Source organism: Gilvimarinus japonicus (assembly GCF_042847215.1).
Lineage (GTDB): Bacteria > Pseudomonadota > Gammaproteobacteria > Pseudomonadales > Cellvibrionaceae > Gilvimarinus > Gilvimarinus japonicus.
Genome location: NZ_AP031500.1, coordinates 585,733 through 606,483, shown reverse-complemented (window position 1 = coordinate 606,483; position 20,751 = coordinate 585,733). Strand labels below are relative to the sequence as shown.

Sequence of the window (20,751 nt, the reverse complement as noted above, 5' to 3'; positions counted from 1 at the left end):
TAAAAAAACTACCACTCAAAGCGCAGCCCCAACAATGGCAACATTGAGCCCTCTTCGGGTGTATCCTCACCTGTGCGCTCGTTAAATTCACTATTGTTTGGATTCTCGGCGCCCAACACATTAATGATATCGACAAAAGCAATCACATCCATCGGACCTAAGTCACGTCGATAATCGACCCGAATATTCACGGAGCTATAGCTGTCATAGCGTTCGGTATTATTGCTAATGGTCTCTTTGCTATAGCGCAGTGGTTCACCGTCACCCAATACGTTATCGTTGACAATAAAATCACCAAACGGCCGGCCCGAGGCCCATTTCACCCGGCTGGAAACTTTCCAGCGTTGGTTGATCTCCCACACGCCACCCAAACCAAACGCGTGAGGGCGATTGTAATCGGCATCGTATTCTTCGCCTTGTGCCGAGTCTTTATAAACGGCGTCGTTGTACGAGTACGTGGCACTGGCCGACCAGCCATTAGCAAAGTAGCGGGTTATCGCCGTATCTACCCCAAACGAGGTGCCCTCGCCGATATTACCGTAGGTTTGATTGACTCCATCGAGCTGAACGATTCGATCGCTAATGACTTGATAGTAAGGCTCGATAAAAATCTCGATGTTATCGCTGTAACGGTAACTCATACCTACCGTTAGCTGATCTATTTTTTCGTAATCGAGATTGGTATTGGCGGAATCAATAGCCAACTCATCAATGCGTGGCGCCTGTAAGTAACGTCCGGCGGTCGCGGTTAACGTAACCGATTCACCCACAGGCCACGATGTTCCCAGTCGAGGCGAGACAGCATCGTGCCCAGTTAGCTCGTCGGCATCAAAGCGCAGCCCGGCGCGCAAATCTAACGGTCCTAGTGCAAAGCTTTGCTCAAGGTACCCCGCGTACTGCACCGACTTATCGGCATAGGCAGAGTTGAGTGATTCAGGTGTTAGCACGATATATTTTTGCTCGGACGACGGGCGAAAATCGGATTGATCGTACTCATAGCGAATCCAGTCATCATCCAGCGCGAGGGAAAGATCCAAGTCCAACTGTAAAACTCGCACCCCGGCGCTAAAGCGCCCAAAAACGTTGTCGTAACCAAAATCAAGGCGCCAGCCAATTTCTGACTCATCGCGCTGGGAGGTAATTATGGGGAACCGCTGCGGCACCTCAGACGCTGGCGTATCCAGTGGAACTAGATCCGGATAGGCCTCACCGCTTTGTGACTCTTCACCGTAATGACGATAATACAAACTATTGGTTAAATCGGCGCTCTCGCCCAACAGATGCTGCCAACGCAGTGACACCAAGGTGTTGTCGGCCGTTTGGGACACCAAGTCTACATCTTCATAAGTACCCGGCTCATCTTCATCCGACGCCAACACATGGTCGATGTCGCGGTTGTACTCTTCGGGTGCGTGTATGGCGAGAAAGTTAAACGTGCCACCACTGTCAAAGCGCGTTGTGGTTTTTAAAATTATATCGGTCAGCTCTGGCTCGCCTACGTCGTCCAAACCTACCATCTCAAACAGACGGCCAAAGTTAAGCTGCCGGGCCGAGAACAACAGGCTGGTATTGTCCAGCACGCCAGTCGGACCATCGTAGCCAACCTCAAGCCCGGCAATGTCTATTCTCGCACTGTAAGATGGCGTCTCGGGGTTACCCTCGGCGACCTCCAACTGCAATAAAGAACCGGCACGTCCGCCGTAAGCGGCGGACCAGCCACCTGGCTGAAAATCCGCTTTACCGATCGTGTTAGGCGCAAACACGCTATAGCGCCCGCCGCCTTCTACATCTTCTAATTCACCAAAGTTATCACTAAAATGCACCACATTATCAAAGGGCACACCGTCCACTAAAATTTGGTTATCCCGTGGGCCGTTACCTCGCACGGTAAAGCTTGAATATTCGCCATCGGAGAACAACCCCGGCAAACCATCCAGCGCCCGTAACACATCCCCTCCACTACCGGCCGAACTGCGCAGCGCCTCGCGATCAAGCTCCGTTGCACCAGCCGAACTGAGCCACCGGCCGGTATTGCCGCTACCTAAAATCAGCACCTCCTCCATGCCGCTCGGTACCGCCACCAACGCCACATTGACCGGTGTGGTCTTATCTTCTATGACACGCACACTCGGCAGCCGTACGCTGTTGTAATTCGCTTGCGTAATGAGCAGCTCATATAAGCCAGGAGCCAAACCCTCAAACCTAACGCGCCCTTGGGTATTGCTGGTAGCTTCGGTACGGCGACCGTCCCGATCAGTTACTATCACTCGCGCGCTCTCGAGCGTTCTTAACGTAGCCTGATCCTTAATATCGACCATCAGGTCAGCTGCCGTGGCAGGCAGAACAGCAAGACAAAAAATAACGACAGCCCACAACGGGCGATGCATAAAAGTGTTCATAGTGAGTATTATCCCTAACCCCAGAATGGATGACGTTGCAGGACTATACGATAAGAAACCACAGGCAGTTCTGCCACAATGCACTAATGGTTACAATGATGTACCAGCCGTACACTAATGAGTGCTTACGCCAAAAACAGGCGGCGCCACCACGAATGGGTAACCTAACCACTGGTGAATAATAGGAACCGTTGATGTAATTACTCGTGCAGCAGACCTATTATTTTGCACAATAGACGTCGCAACACAGCCAAAAAGGACTTAACCGCGGATGCGAGTCATCGACCGAACTATTTTAAGTATTGCGCCCATTCGTACCAGCTTGCTAGGAGTGTGCGGGTTTCTGACGGTGCTCTTCACCCTTGTCGAGCCCGAAGCCTCTCAAGGCCTAGGGCTCGCCGCACGATTAGGTTTCTGGGTGCTGCACATCGGCATAGCCCTAGGCGCTATATTGCTCGTTAGTGTGGTCATTCGTCACTGTCACCTTAGCCGCTGGCCACTGTGGATATTAGTACTAGTAACCGGCGTGCTCGGGGCCGTTATTTCGGCGCCACTTTACCTCGCTATAGAAGTGCTGCTGCCCGAGCTGATACCTATCGATACGCCCGATAGCTTCTGGGACCGATATGCAATGCAAGGGCCCTGGCAAGCAGTCGTCAGTGAATTTTTTCAGGTGCTACCACTGGTACTGGTGGGCTGGGTAACCGTTAATTTACCGCTCATGCTCAACAAGCCAACACTGCTTGAGCCGCCGCTTCCGCCAGAGCCCCCCACAAGCGAACAAACAGAGCAGGATGCAATGCAGGCACGCCGCGACGCATTTTTTGCCAGCTTGCCCGAAGTGGTCGGCCAAGACTTAATCGCCATTTCATCGGATTTACATTATTTGAATGTCTACACCACGTTAGGCAAAGCCATGATTTTGGGAAGCCTAAAGTATTACGCCGAAGCATTTGCGGAGGAAGGGCTACAAATACACCGCTCGCACTGGATCGCCAAAGCCCATGTAGAACGTTTGTGCTTATCGGGCAAAGACGCTTTTTGTTTAATGAGTACAGGTTTGCGCGTACCCGTTAGCAGAAGTAACCGTAAGCTAGCCAAAACCTATTTCGGCTCGTTAGCGACCCCCAAAAAAGCACCCGCCATTAAAATTGCAAGCTGACCGGTTACAGCCAAAACGTCCCATCAAATATAAAGCAGGGTTTACCGCGCCGGCACTAAACCGAAAGACACAAAAAAGGCCCGTTCCGAAGAACGAGCCTTTTAAGTTATATGGTGCCCAGAGGCGGAATCGAACCACCGACACGAGGATTTTCAATCCACTGCTCTACCGACTGAGCTATCTGGGCTTTGCTGTAGCTGCTATTGAATCAAGCGGCTGTCACAAGAGGCGCGTATTAAACCGTTTGAGTCGCTTTGAGTCAAGGGGTCAGAGGTAAATTATTTGTCATCTGTGGGCGGAACATAGCCTTCGGCGGCATCGTAGTCGTCACCGGATAAAAACTTGGTCATTTGTTCACCAAGATACACTCGGGTACCGGTATCCATTAAATTTAATTGTTTTTCGTTAATAAGCATGGTTTGGTGGCTCATCCACTCTTGCCACGCTTTTTGGCTGACGTTGTCGTACACATCTTGACCTTTGGGGCCAGGAAATGGCGGCTGTGCCAGGCCCGGTAACTCTTGTTTGTATTTGCGGCACATGACGGTACGGCTCATAAAATCTCCTGATGTTTGCTCAAAGGACGCTCGCACTGCGTTAACTCGACAGCGGCGCCAGCTCGTGCAGTTGCTCTAGCAGGCGCTTAACCGGTGCGGCTAAACCCACCGCTGGCGGCTGGCTGACGTTATACCAGAGCGCTTGCCCCGGCGCCATGACGCCCGCACTTGGCTCGGGCAATTGTACCAATACTGGGGTGATGTCCAAATGGTAATGGCTAAAGGTATGGCGATAGCTGTCCCAGTACTCGATCTCGCCAGGGGTGCCATAATAATCGGCGCAGTAATCGGCCACTGAGCGCTCCAGCGCCAGCTCGGGAAAGCTCCACAGTCCGCCCCAAATACCTTGCGGCGGTCGCTGTTGCAGCAGTAAATCGCCACTGGGGGCGCGCAACATCAGCAAGTAGGTTGCCTTAACGGGTTTGTCTTTTTTCGGCTTTTTGCCCGGGTATTGCAACTGGGTGCCAGTGGCGCGGGCGATACAGCCATCGCCCAAGGGGCAAGTGTCGCATGCGGGTTTAGTGCGGGTGCAGACAGTCGCGCCTAAATCCATCATCGCTTGCGTATAGTGATTACAGCGTGACTCAGGGGTGTGCTGACGCGCGACTTGCCACAGGGCTTTTAGCGGCCCACTTTGACCGGGCCAACCATCGATGGCGTGATAGCGCGCCAGTACCCGCTTAACATTGCCATCTAAAATAGTCGCGGTTTGCTTAAACGCAATACTGACAATGGCACCGGCGGTGGACTCGCCAATACCAGGCAGAGACGAAAGCTCGTCAACTGTGGCGGGAAATTCGCCCCCAAAATCGCTCACCACTTGTTGCGCGCAGCGATGCAAGTTGCGCGCTCGGGCGTAGTAACCAAGTCCGGTCCACAAATGCAGCACGTCATCGACTGGCGCCGACGCCAGATCTGCAACCGTGGGAAAACGTTTTGTGAAGCGCTCAAAGTATGGAATTACCGTCGTTACTTGAGTTTGCTGCAGCATGATCTCTGACAGCCAAACGCGGTAGGGAGTGATATTTTGTTGCCAAGGCAAATGCTTGCGGCCGTGCTGATCAAACCAATTGAGCACGGCCGCCGAGAAAGTATCGGTCATTCTTTGTCTTTTTTGTCTTTGTTTAAAAACTGGTTCAGCAAACCTTTAACGGCCGCTTTGGTAGGGTCGGTTTCCTCATCGCCCTCGGCATTTTTCTCGTCGCCGCCAAGCTTGCGCACCAGCTCGTCTTTTAGCCGTTGCTTGGTGTAGTCACCGAGCAGCGACTCTAACGCTTTTGAGTCGAGGCGACAATCTTTTGCCGGTGCCAGTGTGGTGATCGAGCCACGGCAGCGCAGCAAAGACAGACTGCGGTTAACCCAGTAATTACTGTTAACCGTACAACCCTCAGCACTCGTAGACGGTTGCTCTAGCGTTAGCGGCAAGCGCAGATCAAACGTCTGACCGGCCAAATCGATCTGGCCGTTTAGCCCCATCAGCAACTGCTCAACCCCAGCGGTAAAGCTTTTTATGGTGATCACTTGCTGACGCAACTGAATCTGGCCCTGTAAGTCATGCATCTCGGTCAGTTCTGGCCAGTCTTGCTCGGCGCGCGGCTCTTGCTTAGCGCCCTTGCCGTCAGTCGCTTCGCCCTCAGCGGGTGCTTGGTCTTTTTCGCGCAGTGATTTAGTCAAACTAATCGCTTGGCAAAAATATTTTTCGACGTTAATGGGCGCAACCGTCACCTGAGCGCCATTGAAATTAGCGTCGGCAATGGCCGCTTGTGTTAGCTCGTTCTTGGTTAAGCCGACGCTGCTGGCAGTCGCGTCTAGGTTCATCAGTCCGCTTAGCTGAATTTTTTCATCCAACTCTAAATCGCTCAGCAGTGGCGTCACATTCAAGCCTTGCATCTCGAACTTGGTACTAAGTCGCGCCGCAGACCCACGGCCATCCAGTTTGCCCGACGCTTGCAATTGACCTTCGTAGGCGTCCAAACTCGCCTCCGTCAATTGCACTAAGCCGTCAGCGGCATTCAAGCGCAACCGCAAGTTTTGCATGGTTAAACCACTGACAATCGCCTCGCGCAAATCAATCCGCACCCGTGCATTTAATGCCCGTACTGCATCCAGCGGTATCAATGGTTCGTCGCCACTGGCAACCGAGGGTTTATCGGGTGTTTTGTCTGTTTTGGGCGGCGTATTACCAGTGGTATTCGTTGGCGGCTTTTCTGCTACCGGCGGCGGCAAGTAATGATCGACGTTGATTCGATCCCCCGCTAAGGTCACCTCTAACGCCATACGCTCAAGGTCGGTTACCGCCATCTCGCCGCTAACAGTGGTATCGTCCAACTCCAATGTTAAAGGCGCCAAGGTCATCGAGCGTGCGCTGCCAGAGACGTTGGTGTTGATGCTTAAATGGGTCAAAGCGTCGTCCTCGGCCGTTACCGGAACGCTCTGCCCTAAGCTTGCCAACAATGTTTTAACATTGACTGGCGCCAACGCCACGTGACCATTAAACATTAGCTCGCCGGTGGGGTTTTCAATCTCAAGCTCAAACCCGGTGCTCACCGACGCCTCGTCATCCAACCCACTGATATCGAGTGTGACATCACCACTGTTAATAGACACTTTCGATAAGTCGGAGGCTATTTGCACATCGGCACTGAGCTCCCCCGCCACTTGCAGTTCACGCTCGGCAAACATTGCGGGGTCTTTAACACTGACCAGCCAATCGCTACTTAGCGCGAAGGGCTGGTTCTCTGTGTTAAACCCAGTGAGCTTTAAAGCATTTACCCTAAACTCAGCCGTGCGCGAAAGCGCAGCATCGCTATAACTCACCTGGGCATCCGAAATACTGATTGCCTCGACCGCTAGCTGCAGCTCGCCGCCACTGCTGCCGGCATCCTCTTGGCTCTCGTTAGAAACTGGCGGGGTCGCATCTTTTTTGGCTTTGTCGGCCGATGCCATCGCGTCGGCAGGCACTTGCGCTGGGTCGGCAACGCCGGCCCGCTCGGCCTTGCGTTTAGCTTCGTCGGCTAAACGGCTCCAGTTGCTAGCGCCAGACTCGTCGAGCTCAAACGCCAAGGAGGCGCCGTCGATAATTAGATGCTCAACTTGTAGCTGTTTATCAAACAGTGGCCGGGTGGCCACCAGTAAGCTCGCGCTGCGCAAGTGCGCAAGCTGGTCATCCGGAGCACTTAAGCTGGCCACAGTAATATCCTCGACCTCGATGCCGATACTGGGCCAAAACTGCCAGCTAATGTCGCCGGCAATCTCCAGCGCGACGCCTTGTTCGGCCGCCAGCGATTTGATTCGGGGCTTAAAGATATTGGGGTCGAGCCAGAAAAACAACGCCGCCACAGCCAACACAATCAGCAGCAGTAACACGACAAGTACCTTTAATAGCGTTTTCACCACCATCTCCTTGAGTAATCGGGTAAAGCCTGAGCATAGCATTTGTCGCCATGGGGCGGCGTGACGAAAATGCTTTTTTGCGCGCCAGCGCACCGATAAGACGACTCCGGTGCCCGGCAAACGGAACTTATCAGCCGCTACCGGCACAAATGCTGCGAAATATGACACCGAAACCGCTCAACGGCTGGTTATAGCGCCCCTGCTCGCGCTAAAATAACGCCCTTTAGGCCACACTGGCATTAGGAAATTCCATGGGACACAAAACCGCACTGTACGATCTGCACAAAGCCGCTGGCGGCAAACTGGTGGATTTTGGCGGCTGGGATATGCCCATCAACTACGGCTCGCAAATCGAAGAGCACCATCAGGTGCGCCGCCACGCGGGGCTGTTTGATGTATCCCACATGACCGTTGTCGATGTCGCCGGCTCCGACGCCCGCGCCTATCTTCGCAAACTGCTGGCCAACGATGTCGCGCGACTCGACGACACACCAGGCAAAGCCTTGTACAGCGGCATGCTTAACCATGAGGGCGGCGTGATCGACGACTTGATCGTCTACCACCTTGATGGTTGGTACCGCGTGGTAGTGAACTGCGCCACCCGCGACAAAGACCTGGCGTGGATGGACGATTGCGCCGCGCCGTTTGACGTAACGGTATCCGAGCGCCCCGAGCTTGCCATGATTGCGATTCAGGGTCCCGAGGCTATCGGGCAAGTACAAAAAGCCGCAAGCGACGCACAAGCCCAGGCTATTAGCACCCTAAAAGTCTTTTGCGGCGTCGAGTGCGAAGGCTGGTTTATCGCCCGCACCGGCTACACCGGTGAAGACGGCCTAGAGATTATGCTCAGCGCCGATGACGCCAGCGCCCTGTGGCAAACCCTGACGGATGCCGGCGTCGCCCCCTGCGGTCTGGGTGCACGCGACACCTTGCGTCTAGAGGCGGGCATGAACCTTTACGGCCACGAAATGGACGATACCACCTCACCGCTGGTAGCCAACATGAGCTGGACTGTAGCTCTGGAAGACCCGGAGCGCGATTTTATCGGCCGCGAACCGATCGAGACGATTCGCGCCAACGGCGGCCCCGCCACCAAGCTGGTGGGCCTGGTAATGCGTGAACGCGGCGTACTGCGCGCAGGACAAAGCGTTAACGTGGTCGGCAACGACGCCTCTGGCATTATTACCAGCGGCTCTTTTTCGCCCACGTTGGGTTTTTCAGTCGCGCTGGCGCGCGTACCCAGTGCCATTGGTGACAGTGCCGAAGTCAACTTACGCAACAAATCAGTCGCCGTCGAGGTGGTAAAGCCTTGCTTCGTTCGCCACGGCAATGCGCTTGTTTAGCGGCAAAACGCACACTAACGTCTACACTTTTTGAGCCTACTTTTTATTTAAGGACACAACCATGAGCGATATTCGCAACGAACTAAAATACCTGCCCAGCCACGAGTGGGCTCGTGTCGAAGAAGACGGTACCGTTACTATCGGCATTAGCGATCACGCCCAAGACAGTCTGGGTGATGTGGTTTACGTCGAGACGCCAGAAGTCGGCGCTACCGTAACCGCCGGAGAAGAAGCCGGCGTGGTTGAATCGGTAAAAGCCGCCTCTGACATCTACTCACCGGTGAGCGGTGAAGTCATCGCCGTCAACGAAGCGCTGGAAGACTCGCCCGAGCAAGTCAACGAATCGCCCTACGATGACGGCTGGTTTTTTAAAGTTAAACCTAGCGACTTATCCGAGCTGGACGACGCACTGGATGCCGATGGTTACAAAAACGCCATTGAAGCAGAGGCTTGAGCCGAGCCGTGAAAACTGCCCTGCGTAAAATCTTTGCGCCCCTGCTAAAGGGGCTCGAATCCGGCACCGAGCCCTACCACTACAAACCACTCAGTCGCAAAATTTTGCTGTTTTTTGGGGTGACCTTTGTCGGGCTTGGCGCGCTGGCCGCGTACTTGATTCCCGCCGACGCCGACCCAGGCTACTACTTTCCCGTTATCGTCTTCATCTTGGCGGGCGGCTACGGCTTACTGGTAGGCTTGCTGGGCGAAGATCGGGCAGTGGCGAAAATATGGGGCAATAAGTAGCACACTCAGAGCACTGATTCGCCGATAGCTTTCACTCACCTTGGGCGCAACAACATTAGCGACAACACTTATACCGAAGACTCAAGAGGATATTATGTTGAAAGGAATCTTACTAATGACGTTGAGTGTGTCGCTGGCAGCATGCACCACTCTGTCGGGCTCTTATAAATTGCAGGCATTCGACAACAACGGCAAGTTACTAGGCAACAACTCCACTATGATTGCGCAAGGTAGCGCTGTTTACTCGGTGCGAAACTCCTTGTGCACCGCCCTTCCCGGCGCTCTCATTCGCATCACAAACATCGACACCAACCTAGAGCTTAAAGAACAAAGCCCTTACCAATGCCCTGGTCAACTCAAGAAAAACCAACAGGTAACACTTGATGATAGTGAACGCTGGGATTTCACCTTTGATGAACGCACGTGGGTACTAGGCAACAAAGGCGCCAGTAAAACCCAAGTACTAAGAGAGTACGTCCCAGAAGGGGTGGACATCAAAGAGTGGAGCGAGCTGGTTTCCAGCGCTTATTTTGTCATTGACTCTTCCAGCCCCGCCCGTCAGCATATTGAACAAATCGGTGGGTTTGGCAACTACATGCTAACCGTATATGAAAAACAGTTTGCCAAAACCTGCGAGTCTTACCAGATCGATGTTATTAAGTCCGAGCCGGACGACATGCTTCTAGAGTGGCACCACCAAGGCTGTCAGGAGCATCCAGCGCAGCATCAAGTTCAACGTATAGTGGATACGCCAACCGGAGCGATGACGTTAAGTTATGTTGAAAAAACACCCAAATTAGATGACGAGAAACGTCGTCTATGGATTGCGCTAATCAGCGCAGCGTCTCTGGCGCCGGGAGGCACAACAACCAGCGCCCTAGTCGAAACAGTCAAATAATCGACGAGCCATACCAACGTCAGAGTAAAACCTATGCACGTATTAGTGGTTGAAGACGATATCGCCATGCAGGAACTGTTAGCGACACTGCTGCGAGGGCTAGACAGCCGCGTACATATTCACCACGCCGAAACCGTCGCTACTGGATTAACCTTGTGGCGACAACACCCCATTAATTTATTGTTGTGCGACTGGAACCTACCCAATCAAGAATCGGGGTTAACGCTGGTAAAAGCGATTCGGGCTAAAGACTGCGAGCTGCCCATCGTAATGATTACCGGGCGCGGCGACCGCGCCACGGTGACCGATAGCTTGCGCAACAAAGTTAACGAATTTATCGTCAAACCATTTGACCCTAGTGCGGTGATGGAAAGGCTCAAACGATACCTGACTGAGCCTGAAGCTGAGCCCGACAGCGACCGTAATACAGCGGACGATCCGGACTTAGAAACCTTTGTTGCTCAGCACGACAGTGTACTGGCCCGTCTCACCATCATGCCTGGGGCCGAGGCGGCACTGTCGAGCATCACCCACGCCGACCAACCCTCAGCACTTGAACTTGCGCAGCAGTGGCAAAGCGATATGGCCATTACAACTCGACTAATACGCTTGGCCAACAGCAGCTTAATGCGGCGCTCTGGTGGCGCCATAACCACACTGCGTGATGCCATCGCCACCTTAGGTGTCGAGATGGCGCTAACGCAGGTACTCGCGCTAGCGCTTGCCAATACGAGCGGTCTGCGCCACGACACCCTGCAAAGCCTTAGCAAAACGTTTGCCGAGCAGTCGCAACAGCTTGCCGAATACGCCGCACTATTGGCAAAACGCCTAAAGCTTAATGTGGCCAACTGTTATACCGCAGGGTTGCTGGTCAAGATCGGGGATTGTGCCGTTTTAGAGGCGATTCAGCTCTATCTCGACTCGGGAGGAGAGACGATTACCGACGAGGAAATAAACAGCGCACTTCTAAAACACGCAGCCCAATACGGCAACCAGCTAAAAATTAAATGGCGCTTGCCGTTGGCCTTACGCGAACGTATTGGCGCGACATACTCTGCGGGCGCCGGCCAGGTAAACCCCGAGCTACTGTTAATGCGACTGGCCGCATGCCTCGCCTCAAGCGATGACCACAGCACCGAGCAAGAAAAGTTGTGCCGGCAACTGCGATTAGCACCTGCCGATTTACCCTGTGCCAGCGCTAGCAACCCTCAGGAGCAACAACCCTAAAACCATAAGCGCCTTCAGCTTAATAAACCGGAATGTCCGAGCCTCCGCGCTTTTTAATGCGCGGCCAAACCTGCCAAGTACCAACGGCGTAGCACACCCCCAGCAGCAAACACACCGCCGACGACACCGCCATAAACGTCATATTTTGCGCAAGCTCGGCAAAGTACGGTTGATCGGCCCACAATACGGCAGGTATACCCAACAAGCCGCGCAACACGTAAACCACCGAGATAAGCACCAAGGCAATACGCATAAACGGCATGCGTGGCAATAAGCCCGCACCGGCAAACCCGTACAGCCCCCAACTGGCCAACACAAACGCAATAACACCGGTCATCTGCGCGGGGTAACTGGAGCCCTGCTCGGCCATCAACGCCATTTGCTCACCGGCGCCAAACGCCCGGTACCAGCCGGGACCACCCCAAATGATGGCTAGGTGCAGTAACGCGGCCACCAAACTCAGACTACCTCCGACCAACAACCACCTATTCTTTTTCATGCTAAGCTCCCGTATTTAATCTAACCGACATCATAGTCGTTTCCGCCGTCCGGGCAACTTCCCTCTACCAGCGGTCCTCCCATTAACACTATCGATCTTTTCACCTGGTGACAGCAGTCTTAGCTCACCGCGATTCGCGTTTGCAGTATGACTCCCATAAGAATCAACCGAATGTACCCTCAACACGGAACGCTCGAACAGCTCCGCCCTCGACTTTATTTTCGAAAACGCCCCAAGTAAGTCCAAGGCCAGCTCTATTAAAATTAAAAGACTACAGGAGCCGTGGAACCAGAAAAATAATTCGCTATTAGCATTAAATTCGAAGGCGAGGCTTATGAACTGGACAACAATCCTTTTGTATCGGCGGGCTCAACCTTAAGCTCAGTATCGGCTTACACATACCTCAATCAGCTCGATGAAAAACTCTTAGCAGCTGCGCGAATGGCCTATTTTTTGGGGTATTATCATTAGGGCACATATCGACACCTGCCAAACGGCTCTAGCGGCTTAGCGCAACCATCGCTGGGTCGCTATCTGTTCGCGTAACCGATGCTACCCGAGACCAAAGGCTACGCGCCTTGGATGGCGTTGCTATTATCACTGGCAGACAACGTTAAGTTGTGGTTTTAAGAGCTTACCTAGACCGCAGCCATGTGCAGGCGCTGAACAGGGCGCTTCTGAGACATGACGTCACGTTTGATCGAGCTTGAAGAGGTGCGCGGGTTATACTGCACTTGCTTAATTTGCTTACCGGCTGACTTTAAATAAGATTCCACGGCAAGATTATGTGGTTTGCGGCCCCAGTCTTCCCCAACAACGAAGATATCGGGGTTTATCTCTTGGCAACCCGAGACATACTCCAGCTCATCGTAGGACCGCACAATATCGACACAGCGCAGAGCACTCAGCATCTCCATCCGTTGCGCAAGTGGGATAACGGGAACATTGGGCTTATAGGAATTTACCACGCGGTCGGACGCCACACCCACGGCCAGCGAACTGCCCAGCGACTTACAGTATTCAAGTAATGCGAGATGACCTACATGCAATAAGTCAAAGGTCCCTACGGTATATACAATCATTTATTAATTCCTATAAATTGCTTTAAATATTTCGACACATTAAGTGTTACTTTTGATCTACAGAAGTTTCCACAAATACAAGGCTGTTATAATCAGCGTGTAACCAGCAAGAAAACATACATTGCGTGGATTACCAGAAAGCTTGGGGGTTTTTATTTGCGAGACATTGAGCACTGCCAACCCCAGTGCGCAGGTGCAAAGCACGAAAGCAAACACTCCAGCGGGAAGGACACTTTCTGACAGAAACACAAAAACCAATGCGATACTGTTGTTATCAAGCGCTAAGCCGGTGTACTTTGATTCATCAGATAAACCAAAAGTGCTAAAGTAGCTCAACCGAATGGCACTAGCGGCGACCACAACAAACGCGGCAGGCAACATAACGGGGTTAAAATCACTAAAGCTCAGTAAGACAATAGCTGGCGTAACGCCGTAGCTAACGATATCGATTAAAAGATCGAGCTGACCGCCAAAAATCCGATCACTGCCAGTACGGCCTTTCATCTTTCGAGCCACTAGGCCATCGGCCCAGTCAAACGCAACGGCCCAAATCATTCCAATCATGGCCGCATAAAAAACACCGATAATACTGAAATAAATCGCAAGTAACGTGCACGCCAACCCAGCCAGCGAGCAGACATTTGGCAAATCTTTAACAAATGAGATTATCGTAGGTTGTCGCGCTTGGGATTCTTCGTTAGTGGCCGTCATGGCGCTCCAAAAATTAAGAAATAGAAGGCGCACCCACCTTATACATAGGAATCACGTGCGCGGAAGATTACTGCTTGAAAAAACACAGAAATACATTTAAATCGGGCGATTCTCACTAGAACAGAGAAACACCACCACAGATATTAGGGGTCAACTTTAGGCGCTGACGAATAAGAACCAATTAGAGTGCTGATTAAGCACCCAAATTACCTAAAAGTGTAATAAGGAGGATAGAGGCGTGTGCCAGTAGGCTCGATACAAAGAAAAGGCTAACCGCAGCACTATACGCCATAATGACTGCATCTGATAGTGACTTAATTTTTTATTTGTATACGGTTGATTACAATGAAGTTTATTACCAGCGAGTAACGTTATCGTGAAAACCGAACCTATGCCACATTAAAAGACACGTCCAAATAGCGCGCGTCCGCGTTAAAGAGTGCAGTTTAAAGCAATAAAAAGGGGCGCCGACTTACATCGGCACCCCTTTTTAAATTTCAGCACGCAGGCCTACTCAAACGTTTGTACTACTTTATAGATTACTGTGGTGCCACTCACTTCATTGCCCACCACCACTAATGCATCCTCAGTAGGTGAATCTTCAGCGGAGATAAACACTAAGCCCTCCGGGCCAAGATCGCCGATGCTGGCCAGAATACTTTCGGCATCTTCAGTCGTCCAATCCTCCCGAGTGTTTAAGTAATCCTGAAATGCAGGCGCATCGGGATTGCTAATGTCGTAGACTAATACACCGCCCATACGCTCAAGCCCTATAAAGGCAAAGGTTTTCTCGCCGATATGCCCAATAGTGATACCTTCGGGCTCGGGGCCTTTGGCATCGCTGCGGCTGTCGGCACTATCGCCCTCGTCGTGGGCACTGTTAAAAAAGTCTTTACAGGGAATGTCGCGAGTTGCGCTTAGCATGCAGTCATCGCTTGCCAAAAACTGCTCGATGGCATCACCCGAGTCCCACACCAGCTGACCTTCGTCATCCCAAATGGTAAATGAACGCGCGCCGTAGCTGTAGAGGTTGTCGTACATTAAACGGTCACCGTCGGCCGACTCGTTTCCGGCGGCGTCAAACATAACCGGAGAGCCGTCGGCGTTTTTACGATAACCTTCAGTCCAAGTAACGTTTAAGCGCCCCAGCATTTCGTCATCACGGCAGTCACCCGGATCACCGGCGGTGGCACCACAGTAACTAAAGGTGGTAGGGTTAAGCAGAGCCCCGGCGGCAAGCTGGCGCAGTTGCGGCGGCAGATCGTCACCGGCGCGACGGTCAAAGCCATCTTTGTGCACTAAGTGCTTAACGCGAAATTCTTCGACAAAACCTTGGCTGGCGTCGCCGGCCCAATAGGCGTCGTTATCTTCACCCCAGGCACGGGCATCGCCTTCGTTGGCGGTAACCAGATAGGTCATACCGTTCACCTCATAGGCGGCCATCGCATCCGGCAAATACAAACCGCGGACACCGGGCCAAGTGGTGATCTCTACCGGGCCTTCGTCGCTGGCATCAATGCCATTGCCATCGATGCCGTGATCTTTGTAGCCCAACGGAATAATACGCTGTACGTTGGCCGCCGTAATATCAACCTGCGCGATGGCGTTGTTCTCTTGCAGTACCACCCAAGCCGTTTCGCTGTCGGACGATACCGCGATGTATTCGGGTTCTAGATCTTGAGCGAGCGTGGCGTTAGGGCCGTATACGCGAACACCTTGATCACGCAGAGCATCGCGCTGGCCATTAAAGGCAGTAAACCCTGCGAGAGTCGCGGCTGGGTTGGCCATATCAGAGATATCAATAACCGCAACCGAGCCCTCTGGGTCGATGCTGTAATCATCGTTCGGCTCCCCCTCGTTGGCCGCCAGCAGGTAGTTTCCGTCTGGGGTAAATACCAGCATATCGGGCTGAGCGCCCACAGCCACACTTGATATAAAACTTAAGTCATCGGCATTGTATAGCGCCACGGCACCGTTGTCGGTTTTTGCATCGGCTTCAATCGCGATCGCGACGATGCCATTTTTAACCGCTACCGAGTTCACCTCGCCGTCAGCCAGTACGCTGCCAGCTTCGATCGTATCAATCAGGCTCGGGTTTGCCGGGTCTGACAAGTCCAGTACATCCAGCATGCCTTTTTCGGCATTCACGACAAACAAGCGTTGGCTGTCGGCATCGTAAGCGGGAATCTCCGCAGCGCTTTCATCAAACTGACCTGCACTGTAGCGGCCAGCAAATTCCAACGATAACCCAGAAGGGGTTTCTACCACCGGCTCATCAGTGATGTTGTCGTCATCATCGCTGCCGCAACCTACCAGCGCCAAGGTGCTACACGCGGCTAAGATATAAGGAAAACTCTTTCTCATAGCAAACTCCAAGAGGTAATTGTGCGCATGAGACTACTGAGCGATTGTTACAAGTTTGTGGCGGCGGTCTACACACGCGCCAAATCGGTGAGCTAATAAGCCCCCTGGCTGATCGTTTAACGATCATAAAAGATTGAATTAAGCGGCGCCTTTCGGTAACTTGCGCGTTTATCTGCAATCGGCCGACTCCAGCCATATCCGCCCGCTGGCGGCCAGCACGAGGCAAGCTAAATGGCACAGTACGTATACACCATGAATCGGGTGGGCAAAGTCGTCCCGCCTAAGCGTGAAATTCTAAAAGACATCTCTTTGTCGTTTTTCCCCGGCGCCAAAATCGGCGTGCTGGGCTTAAACGGCTCGGGTAAATCTACCCTGCTGCGCATTATGGCCGGCGTTGACACCGAATTTAACGGTGAAGCCCGCCCGATGCCCGACATTAAAATCGGTTACCTGCCGCAGGAGCCGGTGCTCGACCCGGAAAAAGACGTGCGCGGTAATGTGGAAGACGGCATGCGCGAGGCCGTGGATGCACTGGCCGAACTGGAGGGTATTTACACCGCTTACGCCGAGCCCGATGCCGACTTTGACGAGCTGGCCAAAAAGCAGGCGCGCTGCGAAGATATCATTCAGGCGTGGGATGCCCACAATCTGGACAACACCCTGGAAATCGCCGCCGACGCCTTGCGCCTGCCCCCCTGGGATGCCGATGTCACCAAACTATCCGGTGGTGAGCGCCGCCGTGTCGCCCTGTGCCGGTTATTGTTATCGCGCCCCGATATGCTGCTATTGGATGAGCCCACTAACCATTTGGATGCCGAGAGTGTTCACTGGTTAGAGCAGTTTTTGCAAACCTTTAGTGGCACCGTGGTCGCCATTACCCACGACCGCTACTTTTTGGATAACGCCGCCGGGTGGATTTTAGAGCTGGACCGCGGTTACGGCATCCCCTACGAGGGCAACTACTCGAACTGGCTTGAGACCAAAGAAAAGCGCCTGGAGCAAGAGGCCAAAGCCGAAGCCTCGCACCAAAAAGCCATTAAAGCCGAGCTTGAGTGGGTGCGCACCAACCCTAAAGGCCGCCAGGCTAAAAGCAAAGCGCGTTTGGCACGGTTTGACGAGCTGCAAAGCCAAGAGTTTCAGACCCGCAACGAAACCAACGAGATTTACATTCCGCCTGGCGAGCGTTTGGGCGATAAAGTTATCGAACTGGAAAACGTCAGCAAAGGCTATGGCGATCGCTTGTTGATTGACAACCTAACCATGAGCGTACCCAAAGGCGCCGTGGTGGGCATTGTCGGCGGTAACGGTGCAGGTAAGTCGACCTTGTTCCGTATGATTGCCGGCACCGAACAACCCGATAGCGGCACCATCACCCTAGGTGAAACCGTGAATGTGGCCTACGTTGAGCAAAGCCGCGAAAACCTGCAAGACAAACAAACCGTGTGGGAGGCAATCTCGGGCGGGCAAGATATTTTGCGCATCGGCAACTACGAAGTAGCAAGCCGCTCGTACGTGGGGCGCTTTAATTTTAAAGGCTCCGATCAGCAAAAGCGCGTCGGCGAGTTATCCGGTGGTGAGCGCGGCCGCTTGCATCTGGCCAACACCCTAAAGCAAGGCGCCAACGTTTTGCTGCTGGATGAACCATCAAACGACCTGGACGTTGAGACCTTGCGCGCACTGGAAGACGCGATTTTAGCCTTCCCCGGCTGCGTGATGGTTATTTCGCACGATCGCTGGTTTTTGGATCGGATTGCCACCCATATTCTGGCGTACGAAGGCGACTCAGAAGCGGTCTTTTTTGAAGGTAACTACACCGATTACCACGAAGACTTTGTCAAACGTAAGGGTAACGACGCCCAGCCTAAGCGGGTTAAATACAAACCGTTAAAAGCTTAATCGTTCGCGCGGCGGATGCTTGCAACGGGCATCCGCCGCATTTGTTTTTATTCCGCTCGACCCAATATCACTCCCATCATTAAAGCACTGCACTGGCAATTGCTCCCTTAACGTTATTTAATGACCGCTACACGTTTGTCTTGGTCGGCAAGGCTTTACCCTATGCAGCGAATCGCGTTAATGCTTTTGGCACTTCTGCTCTGTCTCAGCGGCGCCAATCAAAGTTACGCAGCGACCACCCCCTGCCCCGCCGAGCTTAACCGCCCTTGCGTCGCGCTGGTATTGGGTGGCGGCGGCGCCCGCGGTGGCGCCCATATCGGGGTAATTCGCGCTTTGGAAGAGCGCGGCATCCCGGTGGATATTGTGGTGGGCACTAGCATTGGCGCCTTTGTCGGCGCGCTCTACGCCAGTGGTAAAACCTCCAACGAAATTCTACAACTGTTTGAACAAGCCGATTGGGACGCCGGCTACCACGACGACCTACCGCGCAGCCAAATTCCCAATCGCCGCAAGCGGCAAATTGACGAGTTCCCCATTCAATTAGGTTTAGGGTTTGACGGCCACAGCCTAAAATTGCCCCAAGGTTTTCTGCAGGGACAAGGGATGAAATCACTGCTTGATGAGCTAATGGGCACCCACGTTATCTTTAAAAGCTTTGACGATTTGCCTATCACCTTTCGCGCAGTAGCTGCCGACATAGAAACCGGCGAGCAAGTCATACTAAAACGCGGCGATTTAACCACCGCACTGCAAACCTCCATGTCACTGCCCGGTGTGGTGCGCCCCATTGAACGCGATGGACGCTTGCTTGTCGATGGCGGTATCGCCAATAACTTACCCATTAGCGTTGCCCAAGAGATGGGGGCAGACATGGTGATTGCCGTAGACATTGGCTCACCGGCGATGACTCGTGACGACCTACAATCAGGCCTTAGTATTTTGCGGCAACTCACCAGCTTTTTAACTGAAGAAAACGTCCGCCAACAAATCGACTTACTCACCGAAAAAGACGTGCTTATCCACCCCGAGCTCACCGAGGTCACCCTACTGAGCTTTGACAAAGCAGCCAGCGCTGCGGACCAAGGCTACGATGCAACCATAGCGGCTTTTGAGACCAGTGCCAGCGTTGCGCAAATAAGTGGCAGTGCCGTACCCAAAAGCCCGGCGAAATCTTTACGTGGCGATGCCAAAATCACCATTGACGATATATCCTTGATTAACCACACCCGCCTTAGCGATGACTATATTCTGCACCGCATGGAAATCCACGCCGGCGGTGCCTATTCGCCGTGGGAGATTCGCAAAGGGATCGAGCGGTTATACGGTCAAGGCACTATCGCTCGCGCTCGCTCCAGCATAGACGAGCAAGATGAGCGCAACCGACTTTATACTGTGGTTGAGGAAAAAGAGTGGGGCCCAGGCTATTTAGATTTTAAACTATCGTTTGAAGACAACCTCAAATCTTTTAGTCGCTACCAGCTGGGCGCCTCATACCGCCGCACTAACCTATCACCGTACGGCGCCGAGTGGTACACCACCGCTGCGTTCGGCACTGAGAAAAGCTTTAACACCGCACTCTACTGGCCACTTAGAACCTCTGGCTTTTACGCCAGCGGCAGAATGCTTGCCGAGCGGGATGTATTCTCGTACACCCTTGAAGGGAAATCCTTTGGCGAGGTTATCTCTAACGAATACGGCGCGATCACGGGCGTAGGGTGGGATTCGTACGACCGCCTGGATATTTTTACCGGTTACACCTACTCGGACGGCAACCTTACCTTACCCGCTATTATCGCCGCCGAACTTGCACAACCGGAGGTAGACTACCGAGAACAAGGTGGTGTCTTAACCATCGATTACGACAGCCTAGATAACGCCAGCTTTCCGGTGCGCGGCTGGAAGATATTATCGGCCATTAAGCGCAGCAACATCAGCCTTTTTGGCACTAAAGATAACGCCACTCAAGTCGAGCTTGAGGTAAACAAAGCGCTATCGCTTGGTCGCCACAGTTTGCGCGGTCGCTTACAACTGCAAAGCACATTTAACGACGATCCCCTGTCACTGGTAGGCTCATACAGCTTAGGCGGTTTTTTAAACTTATCAGGTAATGAGAGCGATTTTATCTCTGGCCAGCACACACGTTTTGCAAGTGTTGTATATACCTATCGAATTGCCGATAACGACTATCGCATACTCAACCTGCCGCTGTATTTTGGCCTCTCTTACGAGGCGGGCAACGCATGGCAGGATCAAGACGCTATTGATTACAGCGATTTGATTCGCAGCGGCAGCTTATTTTTGGGCTGGGACAGCCCTCTAGGCCCCACCTACCTAGCCTACGGCGAATCCGACACAGGTAAAAAAAGTGCCTACGTTTACCTGGGCGTCACCTTTTAGCGCAACAGATAAAGCCGCACCAAGTTGCTACGGGCGACAATCAAGTTTCGTTAACCATGCTGGTCAAGGATTGATATGACCG

At 52.9% G+C, this 20,751-nt stretch carries 16 protein-coding genes and 1 tRNA gene; 8 read left to right on the top strand and 9 right to left on the bottom strand.

Annotation, left to right across the window (positions count from 1 at the left end):
- Positions 1–8: 8 nt before the first annotated feature.
- Positions 9–2,318 (bottom strand): TonB-dependent receptor domain-containing protein, encoded by a 2,310-nt coding sequence (locus tag ACGHAD_RS02550; protein ID WP_390403807.1) that lies wholly within the window; start codon positions 2,316–2,318, stop codon positions 9–11.
- A 352-nt stretch (positions 2,319–2,670) separates the two neighbouring features.
- Between ACGHAD_RS02550 and ACGHAD_RS02545 the strand changes: the two genes are divergently transcribed.
- Complete coding sequence (locus tag ACGHAD_RS02545; RefSeq protein ID WP_382416984.1) at positions 2,671–3,561, top strand: LytTR family DNA-binding domain-containing protein; 891 nt, start codon at positions 2,671–2,673, stop codon at positions 3,559–3,561.
- Between the two features lie 111 nt (positions 3,562–3,672).
- Here ACGHAD_RS02545 and ACGHAD_RS02540 read toward each other — a convergent pair.
- From ACGHAD_RS02540 to ACGHAD_RS02525, 4 genes are all read right to left on the bottom strand, one after another.
- Positions 3,673–3,748, bottom strand: a tRNA-Phe gene (locus ACGHAD_RS02540).
- Between the two features lie 91 nt (positions 3,749–3,839).
- Positions 3,840–4,118: an oxidative damage protection protein gene (locus ACGHAD_RS02535; protein WP_339617877.1), complete on the bottom strand. Its 279-nt coding sequence runs from the start codon at positions 4,116–4,118 to the stop codon at positions 3,840–3,842.
- Positions 4,119–4,158: 40 nt separating this feature from the next.
- The gene (gene mutY, locus ACGHAD_RS02530) at positions 4,159–5,220 is read right to left on the bottom strand and encodes an A/G-specific adenine glycosylase (RefSeq protein WP_382416986.1); all 1,062 of its coding nucleotides are present in this window, start codon (positions 5,218–5,220) and stop codon (positions 4,159–4,161) included.
- The gene (locus tag ACGHAD_RS02525) at positions 5,217–7,511 is read right to left on the bottom strand and encodes an AsmA family protein (RefSeq protein ID WP_339617875.1); all 2,295 of its coding nucleotides are present in this window, start codon (positions 7,509–7,511) and stop codon (positions 5,217–5,219) included. The genes mutY and ACGHAD_RS02525 overlap by 4 nt, the downstream gene beginning before the upstream one ends.
- A 251-nt stretch (positions 7,512–7,762) precedes the next feature.
- Between ACGHAD_RS02525 and gcvT the strand changes: the two genes are divergently transcribed.
- The 5 genes from gcvT (at position 7,763) to ACGHAD_RS02500 (ending at position 11,720) form a co-directional block, all read left to right on the top strand.
- Positions 7,763–8,854, top strand: coding sequence for a glycine cleavage system aminomethyltransferase GcvT (gcvT, locus tag ACGHAD_RS02520; protein ID WP_382416989.1), 1,092 nt, complete (start codon positions 7,763–7,765; stop codon positions 8,852–8,854).
- Between the two features lie 61 nt (positions 8,855–8,915).
- Complete coding sequence (gene gcvH, locus ACGHAD_RS02515) at positions 8,916–9,308, top strand: glycine cleavage system protein GcvH (RefSeq protein ID WP_339617873.1); 393 nt, start codon at positions 8,916–8,918, stop codon at positions 9,306–9,308.
- An 8-nt stretch (positions 9,309–9,316) separates the two neighbouring features.
- The gene (locus ACGHAD_RS02510; RefSeq protein WP_339617872.1) at positions 9,317–9,595 is read left to right on the top strand and encodes a hypothetical protein; all 279 of its coding nucleotides are present in this window, start codon (positions 9,317–9,319) and stop codon (positions 9,593–9,595) included.
- 94 nt (positions 9,596–9,689) lie between these two features.
- On the top strand, positions 9,690–10,493 hold the full coding sequence (locus tag ACGHAD_RS02505) for a hypothetical protein (protein ID WP_382416992.1): 804 nt from the start codon (positions 9,690–9,692) through the stop codon (positions 10,491–10,493).
- Between the two features lie 33 nt (positions 10,494–10,526).
- Positions 10,527–11,720: an HDOD domain-containing protein gene (locus ACGHAD_RS02500; RefSeq protein ID WP_382416994.1), complete on the top strand. Its 1,194-nt coding sequence runs from the start codon at positions 10,527–10,529 to the stop codon at positions 11,718–11,720.
- 19 nt (positions 11,721–11,739) lie between these two features.
- On the opposite strand, the gene ACGHAD_RS02495 is transcribed toward ACGHAD_RS02500, so the two are convergent.
- The 4 genes from ACGHAD_RS02495 to ACGHAD_RS02480 form a co-directional block, all read right to left on the bottom strand.
- A complete protein-coding gene (locus ACGHAD_RS02495; RefSeq protein WP_339617869.1) occupies positions 11,740–12,219 on the bottom strand; it encodes a hypothetical protein in 480 nt (159 codons plus the stop codon).
- 638 nt (positions 12,220–12,857) lie between these two features.
- Entirely contained in the window at positions 12,858–13,301 is a 444-nt protein-coding gene (locus ACGHAD_RS02490; protein WP_382416996.1) for an adenylyltransferase/cytidyltransferase family protein, read from the bottom strand.
- 57 nt (positions 13,302–13,358) lie between these two features.
- Positions 13,359–14,012: a CDP-alcohol phosphatidyltransferase family protein gene (locus ACGHAD_RS02485; protein WP_382416998.1), complete on the bottom strand. Its 654-nt coding sequence runs from the start codon at positions 14,010–14,012 to the stop codon at positions 13,359–13,361.
- A 510-nt stretch (positions 14,013–14,522) separates the two neighbouring features.
- Positions 14,523–16,376 (bottom strand): choice-of-anchor I family protein, encoded by a 1,854-nt coding sequence (locus ACGHAD_RS02480; protein WP_382417000.1) that lies wholly within the window; start codon positions 16,374–16,376, stop codon positions 14,523–14,525.
- A gap of 231 nt (positions 16,377–16,607) precedes the next feature.
- Here ACGHAD_RS02480 and ettA point away from each other — a divergent pair, with 231 nt between their 5' ends.
- Both ettA and ACGHAD_RS02470 read left to right on the top strand, forming a co-directional pair.
- The gene (gene ettA / locus ACGHAD_RS02475) at positions 16,608–18,272 is read left to right on the top strand and encodes an energy-dependent translational throttle protein EttA (RefSeq protein WP_382417002.1); all 1,665 of its coding nucleotides are present in this window, start codon (positions 16,608–16,610) and stop codon (positions 18,270–18,272) included.
- Positions 18,273–18,392: 120 nt separating this feature from the next.
- Positions 18,393–20,669, top strand: a complete 2,277-nt coding sequence (locus ACGHAD_RS02470) for a patatin-like phospholipase family protein (protein WP_382417004.1) — start codon at positions 18,393–18,395, stop codon at positions 20,667–20,669.
- Positions 20,670–20,751: the final 82 nt, after the last annotated feature.